The organism is Halolamina rubra (assembly GCF_000739555.1).
Classification (GTDB): domain Archaea; phylum Halobacteriota; class Halobacteria; order Halobacteriales; family Haloferacaceae; genus Halolamina; species Halolamina rubra.
On record NZ_BBJN01000005.1, the window covers coordinates 43,932 to 60,768 of the forward strand.

16 protein-coding genes are annotated in these 16,837 nt (G+C 68.9%); 7 read left to right on the forward strand and 9 right to left on the reverse strand.

The genetic code is table 11. From position 1 onward, the window contains the following. Positions 1-99: 99 nt before the first annotated feature. The gene (locus tag ACP95_RS01020; RefSeq protein ID WP_049979427.1) at positions 100-2,688 is read left to right on the forward strand and encodes a heavy metal translocating P-type ATPase; all 2,589 of its coding nucleotides are present in this window, start codon (positions 100-102) and stop codon (positions 2,686-2,688) included. A 10-nt stretch (positions 2,689-2,698) separates the two neighbouring features. On the opposite strand, the gene ACP95_RS01025 is transcribed toward ACP95_RS01020, so the two are convergent. Further along, a complete protein-coding gene (locus tag ACP95_RS01025) occupies positions 2,699-3,547 on the reverse strand; it encodes a universal stress protein (RefSeq protein WP_049979428.1) in 849 nt (282 codons plus the stop codon). A gap of 130 nt (positions 3,548-3,677) precedes the next feature. Next, positions 3,678-4,097, reverse strand: a complete 420-nt coding sequence (locus ACP95_RS01030) for a universal stress protein (protein WP_049979429.1) — start codon at positions 4,095-4,097, stop codon at positions 3,678-3,680. Between the two features lie 193 nt (positions 4,098-4,290). Between ACP95_RS01030 and ACP95_RS01035 the strand changes: the two genes are divergently transcribed. Then, positions 4,291-5,169 carry a universal stress protein gene (locus ACP95_RS01035; RefSeq protein ID WP_049979430.1) on the forward strand — a complete coding sequence of 293 codons (879 nt, stop codon included), beginning with the start codon at positions 4,291-4,293 and terminating at the stop codon, positions 5,167-5,169. 46 nt (positions 5,170-5,215) lie between these two features. Here the strand turns inward: ACP95_RS01035 and ACP95_RS15485 are convergent, their stop codons facing one another. The 4 genes from ACP95_RS15485 to ACP95_RS01050 form a co-directional block, all read right to left on the reverse strand. Further along, complete coding sequence (locus ACP95_RS15485; protein ID WP_154018403.1) at positions 5,216-5,386, reverse strand: hypothetical protein; 171 nt, start codon at positions 5,384-5,386, stop codon at positions 5,216-5,218. Between the two features lie 91 nt (positions 5,387-5,477). Further along, positions 5,478-7,028, reverse strand: a complete 1,551-nt coding sequence (locus tag ACP95_RS01040; RefSeq protein WP_049979431.1) for an SLC13 family permease — start codon at positions 7,026-7,028, stop codon at positions 5,478-5,480. Positions 7,029-7,247: 219 nt separating this feature from the next. Further along, entirely contained in the window at positions 7,248-7,829 is a 582-nt protein-coding gene (locus ACP95_RS01045; RefSeq protein WP_049979432.1) for a VIT1/CCC1 transporter family protein, read from the reverse strand. 2 nt (positions 7,830-7,831) lie between these two features. Next, a complete protein-coding gene (locus tag ACP95_RS01050; protein ID WP_049979433.1) occupies positions 7,832-8,119 on the reverse strand; it encodes a DUF211 domain-containing protein in 288 nt (95 codons plus the stop codon). A gap of 724 nt (positions 8,120-8,843) precedes the next feature. Between ACP95_RS01050 and ACP95_RS01055 the strand changes: the two genes are divergently transcribed. Next, positions 8,844-10,112, forward strand: a complete 1,269-nt coding sequence (locus ACP95_RS01055; protein ID WP_049979434.1) for an orc1/cdc6 family replication initiation protein — start codon at positions 8,844-8,846, stop codon at positions 10,110-10,112. A 376-nt stretch (positions 10,113-10,488) separates the two neighbouring features. Here ACP95_RS01055 and ACP95_RS01060 read toward each other — a convergent pair whose 3' ends face one another. Continuing rightward, entirely contained in the window at positions 10,489-10,701 is a 213-nt protein-coding gene (locus tag ACP95_RS01060; protein WP_049979435.1) for a hypothetical protein, read from the reverse strand. 162 nt (positions 10,702-10,863) lie between these two features. Between ACP95_RS01060 and ACP95_RS16675 the strand changes: the two genes are divergently transcribed. Continuing rightward, positions 10,864-11,031 carry a DUF7563 family protein gene (locus tag ACP95_RS16675; protein WP_154018404.1) on the forward strand — a complete coding sequence of 56 codons (168 nt, stop codon included), beginning with the start codon at positions 10,864-10,866 and terminating at the stop codon, positions 11,029-11,031. Then, complete coding sequence (locus ACP95_RS01065) at positions 11,028-11,444, forward strand: hypothetical protein (protein ID WP_049979436.1); 417 nt, start codon at positions 11,028-11,030, stop codon at positions 11,442-11,444. The genes ACP95_RS16675 and ACP95_RS01065 overlap by 4 nt, the downstream gene beginning before the upstream one ends. 82 nt (positions 11,445-11,526) lie before the next feature. Here the strand turns inward: ACP95_RS01065 and ACP95_RS01070 are convergent, their stop codons facing one another. Both ACP95_RS01070 and ACP95_RS01075 read right to left on the reverse strand, forming a co-directional pair. Beyond that, positions 11,527-12,528, reverse strand: a complete 1,002-nt coding sequence (locus tag ACP95_RS01070) for a GNAT family N-acetyltransferase (RefSeq protein ID WP_049979437.1) — start codon at positions 12,526-12,528, stop codon at positions 11,527-11,529. Further along, positions 12,518-14,104, reverse strand: coding sequence for an alkaline phosphatase family protein (locus ACP95_RS01075; RefSeq protein ID WP_049979438.1), 1,587 nt, complete (start codon positions 14,102-14,104; stop codon positions 12,518-12,520). The genes ACP95_RS01070 and ACP95_RS01075 overlap by 11 nt, the downstream gene beginning before the upstream one ends. Positions 14,105-14,501: 397 nt before the next feature. On the opposite strand from ACP95_RS01075, the gene ACP95_RS01080 reads away from it, so the two are divergent. After that, the gene (locus tag ACP95_RS01080) at positions 14,502-16,613 is read left to right on the forward strand and encodes a hypothetical protein (protein ID WP_049979439.1); all 2,112 of its coding nucleotides are present in this window, start codon (positions 14,502-14,504) and stop codon (positions 16,611-16,613) included. Continuing rightward, positions 16,613-16,831, forward strand: a complete 219-nt coding sequence (locus tag ACP95_RS01085; protein ID WP_049979440.1) for a hypothetical protein — start codon at positions 16,613-16,615, stop codon at positions 16,829-16,831. The genes ACP95_RS01080 and ACP95_RS01085 overlap by 1 nt, the downstream gene beginning before the upstream one ends. Positions 16,832-16,837: the final 6 nt, after the last annotated feature.

Below are 16,837 nucleotides of genomic sequence, written 5' to 3' on the forward strand. Positions count from 1 at the left end.
GTGTTTGCTAATTATGTCTCTGTCAGTTATTAAGAAACCGCAACTCACCCCCGTCCTTTAGCAGCGGGGTTATTAACTGCGGGCCGACTACCGCCGGGTATGAGCGGCCCGAACGATTCGGAGCGGGAGGAGGGGGCGGACGGGGCGCCGCCACCGTCGGCGAGCGACCCGGTCGATTCCGACACATCGGGAGCAGGGGACGATGCTGAGTCCGACGAGTCGGAATCAGTCGAGCTGCAGGTCCCCGGGATGGACTGTCCGACCTGCGCCGGCAAGGTCGAGAGCAGCGTCGGCGAGCTCGACGGCGTCGAAGCCGTCGATCCGCAGGTGACGACGGGGAGGGTGACCGTCGACTACGACCCCGACGGCGCGGGGCCCGACGAGGTCGTCGACGCCGTCGAGCGGGCGGGGTACGCGGTCGAGAACGGCGCCGGCGAGGCGACAGAGACGTTCACCGCCCCCGAGATGGACTGCCCGTCCTGTGCCGGCACCGTCGAGAACGCGATTACGGCCGTCGACGGCGTCACGGGCTACCGGACCGAGCCGACGACCGGGAAGGTCGTCGTCACGTTCGACGAGTCACGCACGTCCGCCGCGGCCGTCCGCGAGGCGATCGAGGGCGCGGGCTACGAGGTCGTCGACTCCTCGGTCGACGGCGACGGCGGCGTCGCCGAGACGGACAGCGTCTGGCGCAGCCGCCGGGCGATCAAGACGTGGATCAGTGGCGTGTTCACGGCGCTGGGGCTGCTGTTCGAGTTCGTCCTCGTCGGGGCGGACGCCGAACTGCTCACTGCGGGTGGGGTCACCTTCGGGCTCGCGGACGTGCTGTTCCTCGCGGCCGTCGTCGCCGGAGGGCAGGAGATCGTCCGCGGCGGCTACTACTCGCTGCGGAACCGGAACCTCGACATCGACCTGCTGATGAGCATCGCGATCCTCGGCGCCCTCGCCGTCAGCGTCGGGTTCGGCGAGTCGCTGTACATGGAGGCCGCGACGCTGGCGTTCCTGTTCAGCGTCGCTGAACTGCTGGAGCGGTACTCGATGGACAAGGCGCGGAACTCCCTCCAGGAGCTCATCGACCTCTCGCCGGACGAGGCGACCGTCAAGCGCGACGGCGAGACGGTGACGGTTCCCGTCGACGACGTGGCCGTCGGCGACGTGGTCGTCGTCAAGCCCGGCGAGAAGATCCCCCTCGACGGCGAGGTGCTGGACGGCGAGAGCGCCGTCAACCAGGCGCCGATCACCGGCGAGAGCGTTCCGGTCGACAAGACGCCCGGGGACGAGGTGTACGCCGGCACGATCAACGAGCAGGGGTACCTCGAACTGCAGGTGACCTCCGCGGCCGGCGAGAACACGCTCTCCCGGATCATCGAGATGGTCGAGGACGCCCAGTCGAACAAGACCGAGCGCGAGCAGTTCGTCGACCGGTTCGCGGGCTACTACACCCCCGTGGTGGTCGCCTTCGCCGTGCTGGTGACGCTCGCGACGCCGACCGTTCTCGGCGCGACCCAGACCGAGGCGATCGTCTACGGGCTGACGCTGCTCGTGCTCGCCTGTCCGTGTGCGTTCGTCATCTCGACGCCGGTGTCGGTCGTCTCGGGGATCACCAGCGGCGCGAAAAACGGCGTGCTGATCAAGGGCGGCAACCACCTCGAGGCGATGGGCGAGGTCGACGCCGTCGCGCTGGACAAGACGGGGACGCTCACCACGGGCGAACTCAGCGTCACCGACGTGGTGCCGCTGGGCGATCGCACCGAGGCGGACGTGCTCCGCTGTGCCCACGGGCTCGAACGCCGGTCGGAGCACCCGATCGGCGAGGCCATCGTCGACCGCGCGGAGGACCAGGGCGTCGACCGGCGGGGCGTCGACGGGTTCGAGAGCATCACCGGGAAGGGCGTCCGGGCGGAGCTCGACGGGCGGACTCACTACGCCGGCAAGCCCGGGCTGTTCGAGGAGCTCGGCTTCGACCTCAACCACGTCCACGCCGCGACCGACGGCGGGCTGGTGACGGCGAAGAGCCAGCAGCTGTGTGAGCGAAACGACTGCGTCGACCTGCTCGAGACGGTCGTCCCCGAACTCCAGGCGGAGGGGAAGACGGTGGTCCTCGTCGGTACAGACGAGGAGATCGAGGGCGTGATCGCCGTCGCCGACGAAGTGCGGCCGGGCGCGGCGGCGGCGATCTCGCGGCTGCACGACCTCGGCGTCGAGCAGGTGGTGATGCTCACCGGCGACAACGAGCGCACGGCGCGGGCGATCGCCGAGCGCGTCGGGGTCGACGAGTACCGCGCGGAACTGCTCCCGGAGGACAAAGTCGACGCGGTGCGGGAGCTCGACGCGGCCGGCGACGGCGTCGCGATGGTCGGCGACGGGATCAACGACGCCCCCGCGCTCGCGACGGCGACCGTCGGCGTCGCGATGGGGGCGGCGGGGACCGACACCGCCCTCGAGACGGCCGACATCGCGCTGATGGGCGACGACCTCTCGCGGCTGCCGTACCTCTACGAGCTCTCGGGCGACGCCAACCGCGTCATCCGGCAGAACATCTGGGTGAGCCTCGGCGCGAAGGCGGCGCTCGCGCTGGCGGTGCCGTTCGGGCTCGTCCCCATCTGGGCGGCCGTGCTGGTCGGCGACGCCGGGATGACCCTCGGCGTCACCGGGAACGCGATGCGGCTCTCCCGGATCGAGCCCTAGTTCCAGCCGTTCAGCGCGTCCGTGACGGCGGGACGAGCAGCACGTTCGACCGCGCCTTCGCGGTCACCGACTCAGAGGTGCTGCCCAGCAGCAGGCGGCGGATCCGCCCCTGCCCCCGCGAGCCGACGAGGACCGTCGTGGGGTCGAACTCCGCCTCGGCGGCCAGGATCTCGTCGGCGGCTTCGCCCTCCCGGACGACGGTTCGCGTCTCGATGCCCATCGACTCGAGTCGCTCGGCCAGTTCGGCCAACTGTGCCTCGGCGTCGGTGTCCCCCTCGCCGCCGGCCCGACGCTCCGGCGGCGCCACGTGGAGCAACGTGGCCTCCTTCGTCGCCGACTGGAGGCGCTCGAACTGGTCGAACGCCCGCTCGGCGTTCTCGGAGAAGTCCGTCGCGTAGAGCACCCGCTGGAACAGGTGTTCGTTCGCGACTTCGGGCTCGTCCTCGCCTTCGACGATCCGCTGGACCAGCAACGGCCGAACCGCGGTCCGGGCCACGTTGCGGGCCGTGTCGCCGATGAACCGCTGCTCGAGCGGGCTCTGCCCGCGCGACCCGACGATGACGAGGTCGGCGTTCACGCGGTCGGCGAGCCCGTTGATACGTCGGTGCGGCGTGCCGCGGAGGACGTGCGTCTCGACGGTGAACCCCTCCTCTTCGAGCAGTCGGCGCTGCCGAGCGAGCGCCTGCTTCGTTCGTCCACCGATGTCGCTCCCGGGCATGCCGGTCGTGACGTTGGGGCTCGTGACGGTGACGAGGTCGATCGTGTCGATCCCGTAGCGCTGGAGACACTCCAGACACGTCTGGGAACCGATGGCGGTCTCGATCGCAGCGGACAGGTCTGTCGCATACACAGCGCGCATACCTCACCTACGTTGCCTGTCGTATTAATATTGTGCATACCGTACAATTCTGTGGTAGCATCCCGCAGTCCGACGACTAACGGGCCTTCTTTCGCAGATCAGTACTGGCGCGTCGCCGGCGGCGATCCGGCTACCGGACGACGGTGACGGGGACGGGGGAGTGTCGGACCACCTTCTGGGCGACGTTGCCGACGAACAGACGGTCGGCGAGCGAGCCGCTGTGGCTGCCGACGACTACCGCGTCGAACCCCTCGGCACGGTCGACGATCGCCTTCGCCGGACTCCCCCAGGAGACGTCCGTCTCCAGGTCGACGCCGTGGGGTTCGGCGATCTCGCGGGCGCGGTCGAATATCTCGGCCGCGCGCTCCTCGGCGGCGCCCTCGATGTCGATCTCCAGCGCCAGCCCCGTGCTGTCCCCCATCATCGGCGACGGCACGCCGGCGATGTGCAGCACCGTGATCTCCGCCTCGGGGTGCGTCTCGAGGGCGTACTCCAGCGCGCGCTCGGCCATCTCCGACCCGTCGATCGGCACCAGAACCCGTTTGCTCATAGGTGACGTACGGCGGGTGAAACGATAAAGGCAAGCCCCGACCCGGGTGATCGCTCGCCGCTACACGCTCTCCGATCGCGCGTAGATGGCGCGGCATCGGCGCTGCACCGCCGGCGAACGTCGATCGGCGCGACTTCTCGACGGGGCGGAACCGGGACGCGGTATTTTGTAGTTGTATCACCAACGGAACAGTATGTACGACCAGTTCCTCTTCCCCACAGACGGCAGCGAGGGCGCGTCGACCGCGTTCGAGCACGTGCTCGACCTCGCAGCCGCGCACGACGCGACGGTCCACATCCTCGCCGTCGTCGACACCGGCGGTGACGGCCTCCGCAGGGTCGGCGAGGACGCCGTCGACGACCTCGAACGCCAGAGTGAATCGCTCGTGAGCGAGACGGCGGCGACCGCCGACGAGCGCGGCGTCGACACCGTGACCGCCGTCGAGCGTGGCTACCCGTACCGGGAGATCGTCCACTACGCGAACGCCCAGGCGGTCGACCTGATCGCGATGCCGACCCACGGGCGCCGCGGGATCGAACGGTTCATCCTCGGGAGCACCACCGAACGCGTCGTCAGGCGCGCCGACGTGCCGGTTCTCACGATCCACCCCGACGAGGACGCCCGGATCCACCACCCCTACCGCGACGTGCTGGTGCCGACCGACGGCAGCGACTGCTCGGCGGCGGCCGTCACGGCCGGGACCGAGGCGGCGATCGCCGCCGACGCGGAGCTCCACCTGCTGTCGGTGATCGACACGATGGCACTCGGCGCCGACGTGCGGACGGAGATGCAGATGGAGAGCCTCGAGCAGTCCGCGGAGTCGATCCTCGACGAGGCCGTCGAACTCGCGGCCGACGCCGGCGTCGACGACCCCATTAGGACGGTCGAGTACGGCTCGTCGATCCCGAACACGATCCGCAGCTACGTCGACGACAACGACGTCGACCTCCTCGTCCTCGGCACGCACGGCCGGACCGGGTTCGACCGCTACCTGCTCGGCAGCGTCGCGGAGAAGCTGATCCGGATCTCGCCGGTGCCGGTCCTGACGGTTCGAGCGCCGCCGGAGGCGTGAGGCGGCGGCAGCCACAACCTGGCCCCGTTTTTGACCGCGAGTCGAGCTACTCCTCCTCGGCGATCTGGACGGCTCCCCACGAGGACTCGCCGAAGAACGTCCGGAGGGCGCCGAGGACTCCGAGGAACGTTCCGAAGACGACGATCACGAGCAGGATAACGAGTGCCAGCACGAGCCCAGCGAGTGAGCCCATCCCGAGCATCTGGAGGAGAGGCATACCCTGCGCTAACGGGGAGTCTTGCAAATTATTGTCGAAAGCAACCACCGCTACCGGTTCGCCGTGAGTTCCGGCCGACTGGCGACCGCTCTCAGCCGAGCACCACCGGCCAGAGCGTCCGGATCAGGAGGTACGCGACGCCGGTGGTCAGCAGGATCACGACCGCGTCGAGCAGCACGCCGGCCCGGAGCATGTGCTCGCGTTCGACGTAGCCGGCGCCGAAGACGATCGCGTTCGGCGGCGTCGCCACCGGGAGCGCGAACCCGTAGCTGGCGGCGATAGCGCCGGTCACCGCCAGGAGCACGCCCGCCAGCTCCCCCGTCGTACCGAGCGCGGCGGCGTAGGCCGGCCCGACGTTGATCAGGATCGGGGCGAGGATGGCGGCCATCGCCGTGTTCGAGGCGAGCTCGCCGACGGTGACGATCAACGTGACGACCACCAGAAGGACCAGCAGGATCGACGCACCGCCGAGAGGTCCGAGCGTCAGTTCGGCCAGCCACACCGTCGCGTCCGTGTCCGCCAGCGCGTTCGCCAGCGAGATCCCGCCGCCGAGCAGGAGCAGCGTCCCCCAGTCGACGTCGAGTAGCTCCTCCCACGGCGCCGCGCCACTGACGACCAGAGCCGGGATCGCCGCCAGCCCGACGAGCACGTAGAACAGCAGCCCCTCGTGGCCCGCGGTGACGAACACGGAGGCTCCGTCGCCGCCGAACAGCGTGACGTACCACGCCCGCGGGAGCAGCCCCTCGAACAGGAAGCCGAGCCCGCCGAGCAGCCAGAGGGCGGCGGTGGCCGCGAAGATGACGACGGTCCGCCGCGCCGGCGTCGACAGCGCGCCGAGCGAGCGTCGCCCCTCTCGGGCGCGCTCCCGGGCTCGCGCCACGTCGTACTGCCGCGGCGGGTAGACGACGTACGTGAGCAGCAGCCAGGCGACGGGGAGGGTGACGATCACCAGCGGGAGCCCGATCGCGAGCCACTCGACGAACGTGATCTCGACGCCGAGCAGCTCGTCGAGCTGGCCGACGACGATCGCGTTCGGCGGCGTCCCGATCAGCGTGCCGACGCCGCCGAGGCTCGCCGCGTACGCGACGCCGAGCAGCATCGAGATCTGGAAGTTCGACGCCGGCGCTGAGTTCGCGGGGGTGTCCTCCCCGGCTTTCGTCAGGTCGGTCACGCTGTCGACGATCCCGAGCACGATGGGCACCATCATCGCGACCGTCGCGGTGTTGGAGACGACCATCGAGAGCAGCGCGGTCGCGATCATGACGCCGAGAACGAGCCCCCTCGCGGAGCTACCGAAGCGGACGAGGATCGCCAGCGCGATCCGGCGGTCGATCCCGTGGAACTGGAGCGCCTCGGCGAACATGAACCCCGCGAGCAGCAGGAAAATCACCGGGTCGGCGAACCCGAGGACGGCAGTCTCGAACTCGGCGTAGACGCCGAACCCCGTCAGCAGGATCGGGATCGTCAGCGCCGTGAGCGCGAGCGGGAGCGCGCCCGTGATCCAGAGGATCGCCGCGAACGCCATCGTCGCCACCGCGTACTGTCCGGCGGTCGTCAGCGACCCGCCGATCGGCGCGGCCGCGACCGCGGCGGTGGCGAGCACTGCGGCGGCGATCGTCGCGAGTCGGGTGGAGTCGTTCACGGACGGTCGTGGTTCCCGACACTCGCGGAACGGGTGTTAATACTGCCCCCGTCTCCTGGGCACGCTCCCGCGTCGTCGGTTCCTCCCTCCTGCCGCCTCGCTCCCACTCTCCTCGGTCCCCCCTCTCGCCCGCCGTTCACGCCTCCTCGCTTTCCCTCACTTCGTCTCACCGACAGCGTGGAACGGTCGAACGGGCGGTTCAGACGGGCGAGGGGAGGGTCACCCGGGGAGGAGCAGGTTCAACACCGCGACAAGGAGGCCCGCCAGCCCCATGCGGGCGCCGGCGACGAACCACCGCTGCTCGGAGATCGTGGCGAGGTACACGCCGAAGACGAAGAGGATGGCGACGGCGACGCCGACGGAGAGCATGGTCGCCGCCCGCATGCTCAGCAGCGACCCCTCGGCGAGAAACGGGATCATCGGTAGGATCACGCCGATGATCGGGCCGATCCCGCTCATCAGCGCGTTCACCTGCCGGGCGCCCGTCTGCTGTCGCTGGATCCGCGTACCGTCGAGGTCGGTCAGCATCGCGTCCTCGACGCGGGCGAGTTCGGCCCGCTTCTCCGCGCGCTCGATCTCCCAGACGCTCCAGACCCCGGAGGTGCCGAGCCCGATCGCGGCGCCGATGCCGATGCTGAACACCGTCAGCCCGTCGGCGATGCCGGTGAGGTACGCGCCGACGGTGACGCCGACGCTCGTGAGCGCGCCGTCGAACCCGTTGGAGATGAAGTAGCGCCGGGAGATCGACTGCACGTCCTCGTGCTCCAGGGCTCGAAGGAGCCGCCGCAGGTGGGAACGCATGCTCAGTCCTGCGGGGTGTCGCTCTGTTCGACGACGCGCTCGCCACAGACGGCCTCGTCGATCGAGTGCACCGCGGCGCCGAGATCCTCGAGCGTCTCGTACACCGTGTCGACCCGAATCGGGTCGCCCTCGACGGTCATCTTCACCGTCTGGACCTCCTTGTCGGTCTCGACCAGCACGACGTTGACGCCGTCGACGCCGTCGAGACCGGCGACCGCGTCGGCGAACGTGACGACGTCGGGCTCGTGTGGCTTCAACAGGTCGAGGACGAGTCGTCGGGCAGTGACCATACCGCGTGTTCGTCGCCCCCTCGCTTAATGTCGGGGGACGGTCGGGACCTCGCGTGGCGAGGGAGGTAGAGCGGTCGACGGAAGAAGTCGAGCGGGTCGACGGAGGAGAGTCCGTGGACGGTCGGTGGTACGAGCGGTGGGACAAGCGGCGAATCGAGACGGGAACGAACGGCGAACCGAGGCAAGAACGATCGGGAGATCGACGCCAGGGGTGGCGGATACCCCACTGTGTCCGCTGTTCTGCTGACACGTTCGGCGGAGAACGGCGGACATGGTGGTGTGGCGGCGTGAGTGTCAGGCGTCGATGGCGGCTGAACGGTGGTCTCGGCGATCGTACGACTGAGCCTGGGCGGTTCCGAGGATTGACCGTTCGTCGGCGACACCCTCCCCCCACTCTGTCCGCCGTTCCACGGAGAGAGTGGGACGGGGATCGAGATCGCGGGTAGGGAGCTCGTAAACAGTGGTTGTTTTCACGGACGTACCGTCCGTTCAAACGTGTTTGTCGAGGCTACGGACCACATATTTCCCCTACCGTATATAGGTTGCTGTTTATAGTAAACGTCGGTGTTGCTGTCACCCCCTCCCCCTCTCTTCTCCGAGAACTGCGGACAAAGTGGGGTGGGTGTGTTCGTCGTTTCTTTAAGTATCTCGAGAACGGCGGAAACTGCGGACGCTCCGGACGCGGTGGTTTTATGTGGCATGCCACGCGTCTCTCTACAACGCGATGGGCATGTTCGAGCGGGATACAGATATCTACCGTGACCGCGACGCGCTCCGGGAGGACTACCAGCCCGAGGAGCTCGTCGGTCGGGACGAGGAGCTCGACACGTACCGGGCCGCGCTCCAGCCGGTGATCAACGGCGAACAGCCCAACAACGTGTTCCTCTACGGCAAGACCGGCGTCGGGAAGACCGCCGCCACCCGCTACCTGCTCGAACACCTGAAGGAGGACACCGCCCAGTACGACGACATCGAACTCACGCTCGTCTCGCTCAACTGCGACGGGCTGACCAGCAGCTACCAGGTCGCGACGCGGCTGGTGAACCAGTTCCGCAGCGACACCGACCAGATATCGACGACGGGCTACCCGCGGGCGAGCGTGTACGAGATGCTCTGGGACGAACTCGACGCCTGTGGCGGCACCGTCATCGTCGTCCTGGACGAGGTCGACCACGTCGAGGACGACTCCATCCTCTACCAGCTCCCGCGTGCCCGGGCGAACGGCAACCTGACCGAGGCGAAGATCGGGATCATCGGCATCTCCAACGACTTCTCGTTCCGCGAGGAGCTGTCGCCGAAAGTGCGGTCGTCGCTGTGTGAACAGGAGATCCACTTCCCGGCGTACGACGCCGAGGACCTCCAGAAGATTCTGCAGCAGCGCGTCGACATCGCGTTCCACGACGGCGTCCTGAACCCCGGCGTCATCCCGCTCTGTGCGGCCTACGGCGCCAAGGACGCCGGCGACGCCCGCCAGTCGATCGACCTGCTGATGAAGGCCGGCGACCTCGCTCGCGACGACGACACCGAGCACGTGACCGAGGAGCACGTCGACCGCGGCCGTCGCGCGCTCGAACGCGGCCGGATCAAGGAGGGGATCACCGGGCTCACCCAGCACGGCCACCTCGTGCTGTACGCGCTGCTGACGCTCGACCTCGAGGGTGAAGTCCCCGTCCGCTCGCGGGACATCCGCCCGCGGTACACGCGCTTCACGGAGATGGCGGGTCGGGACCCGCTGGTCCCCCGACGGATGCGGGACCACCTCTCCGAGCTCGCGATGCTCGGGATCATCTCCGTCACCGAGCGCAACGAGGGGCGCCGCGGCGGCACCTACCGCGAGTACGCGATCGACATGGACCTCCACCTGCTGCTCGAGGCGATGGCCGACACCGTCGACGACGTGGGCGTCCACAAGTCCGTCCAGGAGTTCCTCGACGAGGACGTGGAGGAACCCGTCGTCGACACGAGCCTCGCGGAGTTCGCGACTGAGGACTGACGGACGATTTCGACCGGTAGGTCCGTCTTAACCGGACAATAACTCCGGACACGGTGGGGCTCGCGCGCCGATCTCCCGTTGCTCCCGGTTCCTGTCCCTCTGACGGCGAATTTACCCATTTTCACGCGGGTTACGACGCGCTTAACAGCGGACATGGTGGTGTGGCCGGCGGGCCAACGGAGCGGCGACCGGAACGGCGGACGAGGTGGTGTTCCGTGCGGGGAGGAGTGGGGGAGCGATCGCACGGGGCGAACGGGTTTAACCAACACAGCGACCCGTCAACCGGTGGCTTGTTGGTTAAGACTGCAGCGACGACGCCGCTGTTGCCGCTCCTCGGTCGGTCCCCGGGGTCGAGCCGCGAACCTGCACCGACCGGTCAGGATCCTGGAAGTGGCAGGTGGTCCCACTCCCACGCCCAGCAGTAGAGGAAGGAGAGCGCCGCGAGCGTGCCGCTGCCGACGACGACGTACCAGCCCCACGGGACGACGTTCCAGACCAGCAGCATCGGGAGCCCGACGAGGAGCCCGATCGCGCCGAGTATCACGCCGGCGACGCCGATGCACTCGAAGGGGCTGGGGATCTCCACCATGGTTTCGTGAACCTGACGGGTGGCCCGGTGAAAAGTATGAGTCGGCTACGCGACCGTTCACGCGGCGCCGATCCGAAAGCACCGTCCTACTCCATCGAGGCCCGCCGACCAGTCGTGTCAGGGAGTGAATAACGAAACCGTTGACGCGTACCCGGACAGTTGATGCCCCAGTGCCGAAACTGCGACGCCCACGTGACGGCCAGGTTCGCCCGCGTGTTCGGCGACAACGGCGATCAGGTGCACCGGTGCCCCGACTGTGCGGCCAACCCGGATCGCTACGACGGCGGGGGAGACGTCGACCGTAGCGCGATCGCGTCGGGGTGGCGATGAGGACCGACGGCCACGCACAGTTCGCTCCACTCGACGCGGCGGCGTTCACGCGACTGGTGGCACGGACCTGGCGGTCGTACGGCTGGGAGGTCGTCGAGGCGACTCCCGCCGAGTGTCCGGACGGGATCGGGGACGTGACGGCGCCGATCGACGGCGGCGCCACGCTCCTCGTTCGGTCCACCGAGCCGCGGGTCCTGCTCACGGTGCCGGGGGAGCGCCGGCTCTCGGCGGCGACGCTCGTCGAGATACTCGGTGAGGTGGAGACGCCGTCGAGACTGCTGGTCGCCGCCGCGGCGGGGTACGAGACCGGCGCGTTACACGTCGCTGAAACCTACGGCGTCGAACTCGTCGAACCAGCGGCGCTGGCCCGCCTCAACGAGCCCGCGGTGGAGGGCGACCGCCCCGAAGCCTGAGCATCGACGGTCCGAGTCGCGCTGACCGATCGGCCCTCCGTCCGATTTTTCGTCGCGATCGAACGCTGTTTCGAGCGTTCGACTACGAGCGCAGCGTCCCGTACAGCTTCGACAGCGCGGTCATCGTCAGGTTCCCGTTCTCGAGCGCGTAGTACGGCACCAGCTCCGGGGCGAACTTCGCTTTGAACTCAGCGATGCGCTGGTTGTTCGCGCCCGCGAGATCGTACGTTCTCACCCCTCGCTCCATCGCGTCGGTGACGTACGCCCAGTCGAGCAGGTCGTTGACCGGGAGATCGACCGACGGTTTCGCGGCTCCGAGCCAGCGGATCGACCGGTCGTCGAACTCGACGGTGACGAACCCGCCGGCGTAGTCGCCCTCGACGCGGCAGACGTACGGGCGGATCACGCCCGCGGGGAGCGCCTCGTAGAGGTCGCGGACGATCGCGCTGTCGACGCCGAACGACTCATCCTGCTCGGCGTGGCGCTCCCGGGCTTGCTCGACGATCCGGTCGATCGCCTCGGCGCCGCCCTCGGCGATCTCGTAGGACACCTCGTACTCGCTGGTGACGTTGCGCCGCGCGTCGCTGCTAAACGCCGACAGCAGCTCGTCCGGCGAGCGGTCGATGTCGACGATGTACGTGTACCGCACGCTGGCGTCGTACTCCTGCCAGAGGAACGGCCGCACGTCGTCGTACCCCGGCGCCGTCCGGACGGAGGTGTACCCCGGGCAGCGTTCGTCGTCGAGCCAGTCCTGACACGCCTCGACGAACCGGCGGTTGCGCTCGTCGTACCGCCGGCGCTTCAGCGGCTGCCGATCGAGCAGCAGCGGGCCCATGTACGGCAGCTTCAGGTTCGGCGGCGGCGAGAACGCGCCGGTCGCGGGCCCCTTCCGGATCGTGAACACGGGGAACAGCCCCACCGGCTCCTCGCCTTTGAACCCGACGAGCCGGTGGCAGTCGCCGCCGGTGTGGCGCTCGAGCACGTCGAGCGCGGCCGCGTGGTGGAACCCAGTCGGGTGGTCGGTGTCTGTCAGCAGCTCGTTCCAGCGCGCCGCGTCGTCGACGGTGCGGAGCTCAATACTCATTGTCGTCGATGTACCCCAGTCGGGAGAGCCGGCGGGTGACGTCCGCGTCGGTGGATCGGTCGATTCGCGCCTCGAACGGCGGGTACGACTCGGGGGCGACCGGCGTAACCGGCGGGAGCGGTTCGCCGTCCATCCGGGTCGAGGGGGCGACCCCGAGCGAGGCGAGCACCGTCGGCGCCACGTCGAACAGGTGGGCGTCGCTCAGCCCGGCGGCCGCGTCGACGCCGTCGCCGGCCGCGGCGACGATCCCGGCCGGCTTGTGGTTCCACTCGTCGGCGGCCGCGAACGCCTCGCCGCGCAGCGACGCCGAGAGCATGTGGTCGAACCCGGCCGGCACCGTGAGGAGGTCGACCGCCTCGTCGACGTACGGGCCCGAGAAGTACTCCTCCGCGGGCGCGACCTCGGCGAACACCGGGTCGCCGTCGGGGGTTCGTGCAGCCTCGAGCGTCGCGATCAGGTCGCTCCGGACAGAGGGGTACTCCGCGGGGGCGACGACGCCGTCCGGGTCCCGGCCCGCCTTGTTGAGCCGGACGCCCAGCTCCGTCCGCGAGCGCATGTACGCCGCCGACTCGGGGAAGTCGACGCGCTCGGTCCCGGCCCGGACCGTCCCCCGCGAGACGTGGTCGAGCACGAACTCCTTCAACCCGAGCGCCTCGAGCGCCGCCCCGATTCGCTGGCTGCTGAGCCCGACCGCGGAGGCCAGCCCGACCGCGCGTTCGGCCAGCGAGGGCGTCGACGACTCCTCGTCGCGCACGATGGCGCTCCAGGAGGGCATCCCGCCCTCGCCGCTAGTCGTCCGGAGGTACCCCTGCTCGGCGAGATACTCGTTGACCCGGAACTCCGCCCCCTCGTAGGGGCCGATCCCGTGGTCGCTCGCGACGATCACGCGGTCGGGGTCACACGCGTCGAGCGTCCGTTCGAGCTGCTCGTCGACGGCCTCGAACACCGTTCGGACCGCCTCGTCGTCCTCCGGACGCTCGTGGAACACCGTGTCCGTCTGCTGGAACTGGAGGAAGCCGAACTCGGGGTCGAACTCGTCGGCGAGCAGCCGGAACGCCTCGCCGCGCATCTCGACCAGTCGCCGGTACCACGCGACCTGCTCGTCGCCGTCGACGCCTTCAGGCGCGTACACGCGATACTCCCCGAGCTCGTCCTCGATGCGGTCGAGTAGCCCCTCGGGGTGGCAGGTCGGCCGTTCCGGGCTGACGTAGCCGGGGACGAGCGCGCCGTCGAACTGGCGGGGCGGGCCGGTGACGGGAACGTTCACGACGACGCTCGACAGCCCGTGGTGGTCGAGCAGCTCCCAGAGCGCGTGGGCCCGGACGTGGGTGCGGTTGACCAGGTCCCAGTCGTAGCCGTCGAACGCGAGGAAGTCGAACGCGCCGTGTTTCCCGGGGTTGACGCCGGTGTACAGCGACGGCCACGCGCTCGGGGTCCACGGCGGGATCTGCGACTCCAGGGGGCCGACGACGCCGCGCTCGAACAGCCCGGAGAGCGTCGGCAGCCGATCCGCGTCGAGAAGCGGATCGAGCACGTCCCGACAGGCCCCGTCGAGCCCGATCAGCAGCGTCCCCATCCCACTCGGTTGTCGGTCTCTCACGGCCGTCAGTACCGATGGCCCGGAAATTGTTATGGAGGGAGTGACCGGCCGTTGCCGCGTCGACATCCCGGTATGGACTGATTACTGCGCTGGAACCGCCCTCGCCGCGTTCTCGGCGGAGCCTACCGAGGTATGCCACGTGGTAACAACGAACCTACCGATAGTACGGAACTCCCTACCGAAATATCGACGATCCTACTACTTCCCGGCGCGCGCTGGTCGATCTGTAAGCTGTGCTTACTGCTTCGGTCCGGGATCGGTCGGTATCGTGTCGTTACTTGACTTACAAACGTCCGCAAGTAAGGGAGTTCTACCGTCGACTGGCCCCCACCCCGTCAGAATCTACTTTCAGGTAATCCCTCTCTACCCATCCATGGCAGAACGCCATGGCGAGGACGAGGCGGCACAGGACGAGCCTACTACCGACGCGGACGGCCAGCTCGGCCGACGGTCGATTATGAAGGCCCTCGGCGCGACGGCGGCCCTGACCGGGCTGGGCGCGCTGTCGGGCAACGCGGCGGCGGCCGACGTCGGCCTGTCGGGCGGCGGCACGTCGATCCCCGCCGGGGAGTACTCGTGGGACGGCTCCGGGCTCTCGGTGGACAGCGGCAACGCGATCGTCGGCGAGGGAAGCGCCGGCGACGTGGTGCTGAACCTCGAGTCCGGCACGATGGACGGCAACATCGAGGGGCGACTCGAGAACGTCGTGGTTCGCGGCTCCAACCACGATGCGAAGGCAGGGATTAACGTCTCCCCGGGGGCGACGATCGACGGGTTCGTCTGGCCCGAGGGCGGCCAGCGCGACGAGGACCGCGCGATGTACACGCCCGACGGGGGGAACGACCGGCTCACCGTCCGGAACTCCGCGTGGGGGTGGATGGTGAACAACGGCGCCTACCTCGACAAGCCGCCGGTGACGATGGAGAACTGCGCGGCCGTGAACAACAACATCGCGAACGTCCGGGTCGGCCACCGCGACGGCACCGACGAGGACGAGCGGACGGTGATCCGGAACAGCCTGATCGCGGTCACCCAGCCCGTCGAGAACGACGACACCAACATCCCCCACTCCCGCGGGATCCGCCTGCGTCACCCCGCGGACCTGCTGATCGAGAACTGCTGGTTCATCTACCTCGACGTCGACGGCACCGCCGACCTGATCGAGCTCCACGACGGCGCCGCGGGCTCCACGGTGGAGATCCGTGACTGCGCGTTCTACAACGACTCCGACGGCGACCTCGTGCGCGACAAGTCCAACGGCGAGATGGACGTGACCATCGAGAACTGTACGGTCGCCGGCTCGGGCAGCCGGAACGTCGAGCCCGACTTCGACGGCTCGGGCATCACCGAAGATGACAGCGTCAGCTTCCCGTACCCGTCGGCGATCACCGGCTACGCCGCCGCCGACGAGATCGAGGGCGTCGGCGACGGGATCGGCCCGTGGGACGGCGACGCCGGCTCGACGGTTCAGGAGCAGGACTCGATGGCTCACACGCTCGTCCTCCACGCCGACCCGGAGAACGACGGGACGATCGAGCCGACGTTCACCGTCGACGGCCCCGTCGAGTTCGCCGGCGACGCCGAGTCCGACGAGGACACGATCACGGAGAACGGCGACGGCACCTACACGGTGACGAGCGTGCTCGCGCCGGACGAGCTCGACTCGTTCCGCTTCGACGACAGCGTCGTCGACTACAGCCTCCCCGCCGACGCGAGCGTGGACGTGTCCCTGGACGGGACGACGACGACGTTCGCGTACCTCGTCGGCGCGGAGAGCACCGCCGACACCGAGGACGTGGTCGAAGTGATCGCCCGCCAGTCCGGCGAACTGGACTACGAGTTCGTCGTCGACGGCACGGCCGAACTCCACTCGACCTCCGGCCAGGTCACCGCCGGCCACGGCGACGAGATCACGGACAACGGCGACGGCACCGTCACCGTCTCCGGGTTCACCGGCAACGACGGCTACGGCGACGCGTACATCGTCGACGGGAGCGTCCAGTCGTTCTCGTGGACTCCCGAGGAGTACGCGTTCGACGTGCTGGTCAACGGCAACGTCGTCGACCCGCTCTCGTTCGACGCCGACGACTCGACGACCGACACGTCGACCGACGACACCACGACTGACGACACGACGACCGACACGTCGACCGACGACAGTACGTCGACGGACAGCACGACGGACGACACCACGACCGACAGCACGGACGGGTCGACCGACCGCCCGCACCTGCTGACGATCGACGGGACGCCGGACGACGTGACGACGTACACGTTCACGGTGTCCGGGTCGGTCGCCCGCGACGAGGAGAACAGCGAGGTCACCGACGACGGCACCAGCTGGGACCAGATCGAGGACATCGCGTCCGACGGGAAGGTCGTCGGGCTGGTCGGCAGCGGCGTCGACGCCTACCGGTTCGGCGGCAGCGTGACCGAGATCACCGTCGACGGGGACGCGAGCGTCTCCATCCAGCGTGACGTGTGATGACGGGTGACCAACGCGGCGACTGGCGACACGCGCCCGAGGACCCGGACCCGGCCGAGGACCTCGGCTACGAGGCAGTCGAACTGGACATGATCGGCACCGACGCCGACGGCGAGAACCGCGTGCTGGTGCTGCCGACCGACGAGGAGATGCTCGCCGACGACGCGTTCGTGATCGTCGACGAGGCCTCCGTCGAGGAGCTCTCCGCGAAGCGCTGAGACGGG

Coding starts and splice junctions, on each gene's coding strand:
- ACP95_RS01020 (WP_049979427.1), top strand. CDS start 100: ATGAGCGGCCCGAACGATTCGGAGCGGGAGGAGGGGGCGGACGGGGCG.
- ACP95_RS01025 (WP_049979428.1), bottom strand. CDS start 3,547: ATGCGCGCTGTGTATGCGACAGACCTGTCCGCTGCGATCGAGACCGCC.
- ACP95_RS01030 (WP_049979429.1), bottom strand. CDS start 4,097: ATGAGCAAACGGGTTCTGGTGCCGATCGACGGGTCGGAGATGGCCGAG.
- ACP95_RS01035 (WP_049979430.1), top strand. CDS start 4,291: ATGTACGACCAGTTCCTCTTCCCCACAGACGGCAGCGAGGGCGCGTCG.
- ACP95_RS15485 (WP_154018403.1), bottom strand. CDS start 5,386: ATGCCTCTCCTCCAGATGCTCGGGATGGGCTCACTCGCTGGGCTCGTG.
- ACP95_RS01045 (WP_049979432.1), bottom strand. CDS start 7,829: ATGCGTTCCCACCTGCGGCGGCTCCTTCGAGCCCTGGAGCACGAGGAC.
- ACP95_RS01050 (WP_049979433.1), bottom strand. CDS start 8,119: ATGGTCACTGCCCGACGACTCGTCCTCGACCTGTTGAAGCCACACGAG.
- ACP95_RS01055 (WP_049979434.1), top strand. CDS start 8,844: ATGGGCATGTTCGAGCGGGATACAGATATCTACCGTGACCGCGACGCG.
- ACP95_RS01060 (WP_049979435.1), bottom strand. CDS start 10,701: ATGGTGGAGATCCCCAGCCCCTTCGAGTGCATCGGCGTCGCCGGCGTG.
- ACP95_RS16675 (WP_154018404.1), top strand. CDS start 10,864: ATGCCCCAGTGCCGAAACTGCGACGCCCACGTGACGGCCAGGTTCGCC.
- ACP95_RS01065 (WP_049979436.1), top strand. CDS start 11,028: ATGAGGACCGACGGCCACGCACAGTTCGCTCCACTCGACGCGGCGGCG.
- ACP95_RS01070 (WP_049979437.1), bottom strand. CDS start 12,528: ATGAGTATTGAGCTCCGCACCGTCGACGACGCGGCGCGCTGGAACGAG.
- ACP95_RS01075 (WP_049979438.1), bottom strand. CDS start 14,104: ATGGGGACGCTGCTGATCGGGCTCGACGGGGCCTGTCGGGACGTGCTC.
- ACP95_RS01080 (WP_049979439.1), top strand. CDS start 14,502: ATGGCAGAACGCCATGGCGAGGACGAGGCGGCACAGGACGAGCCTACT.
- ACP95_RS01085 (WP_049979440.1), top strand. CDS start 16,613: ATGACGGGTGACCAACGCGGCGACTGGCGACACGCGCCCGAGGACCCG.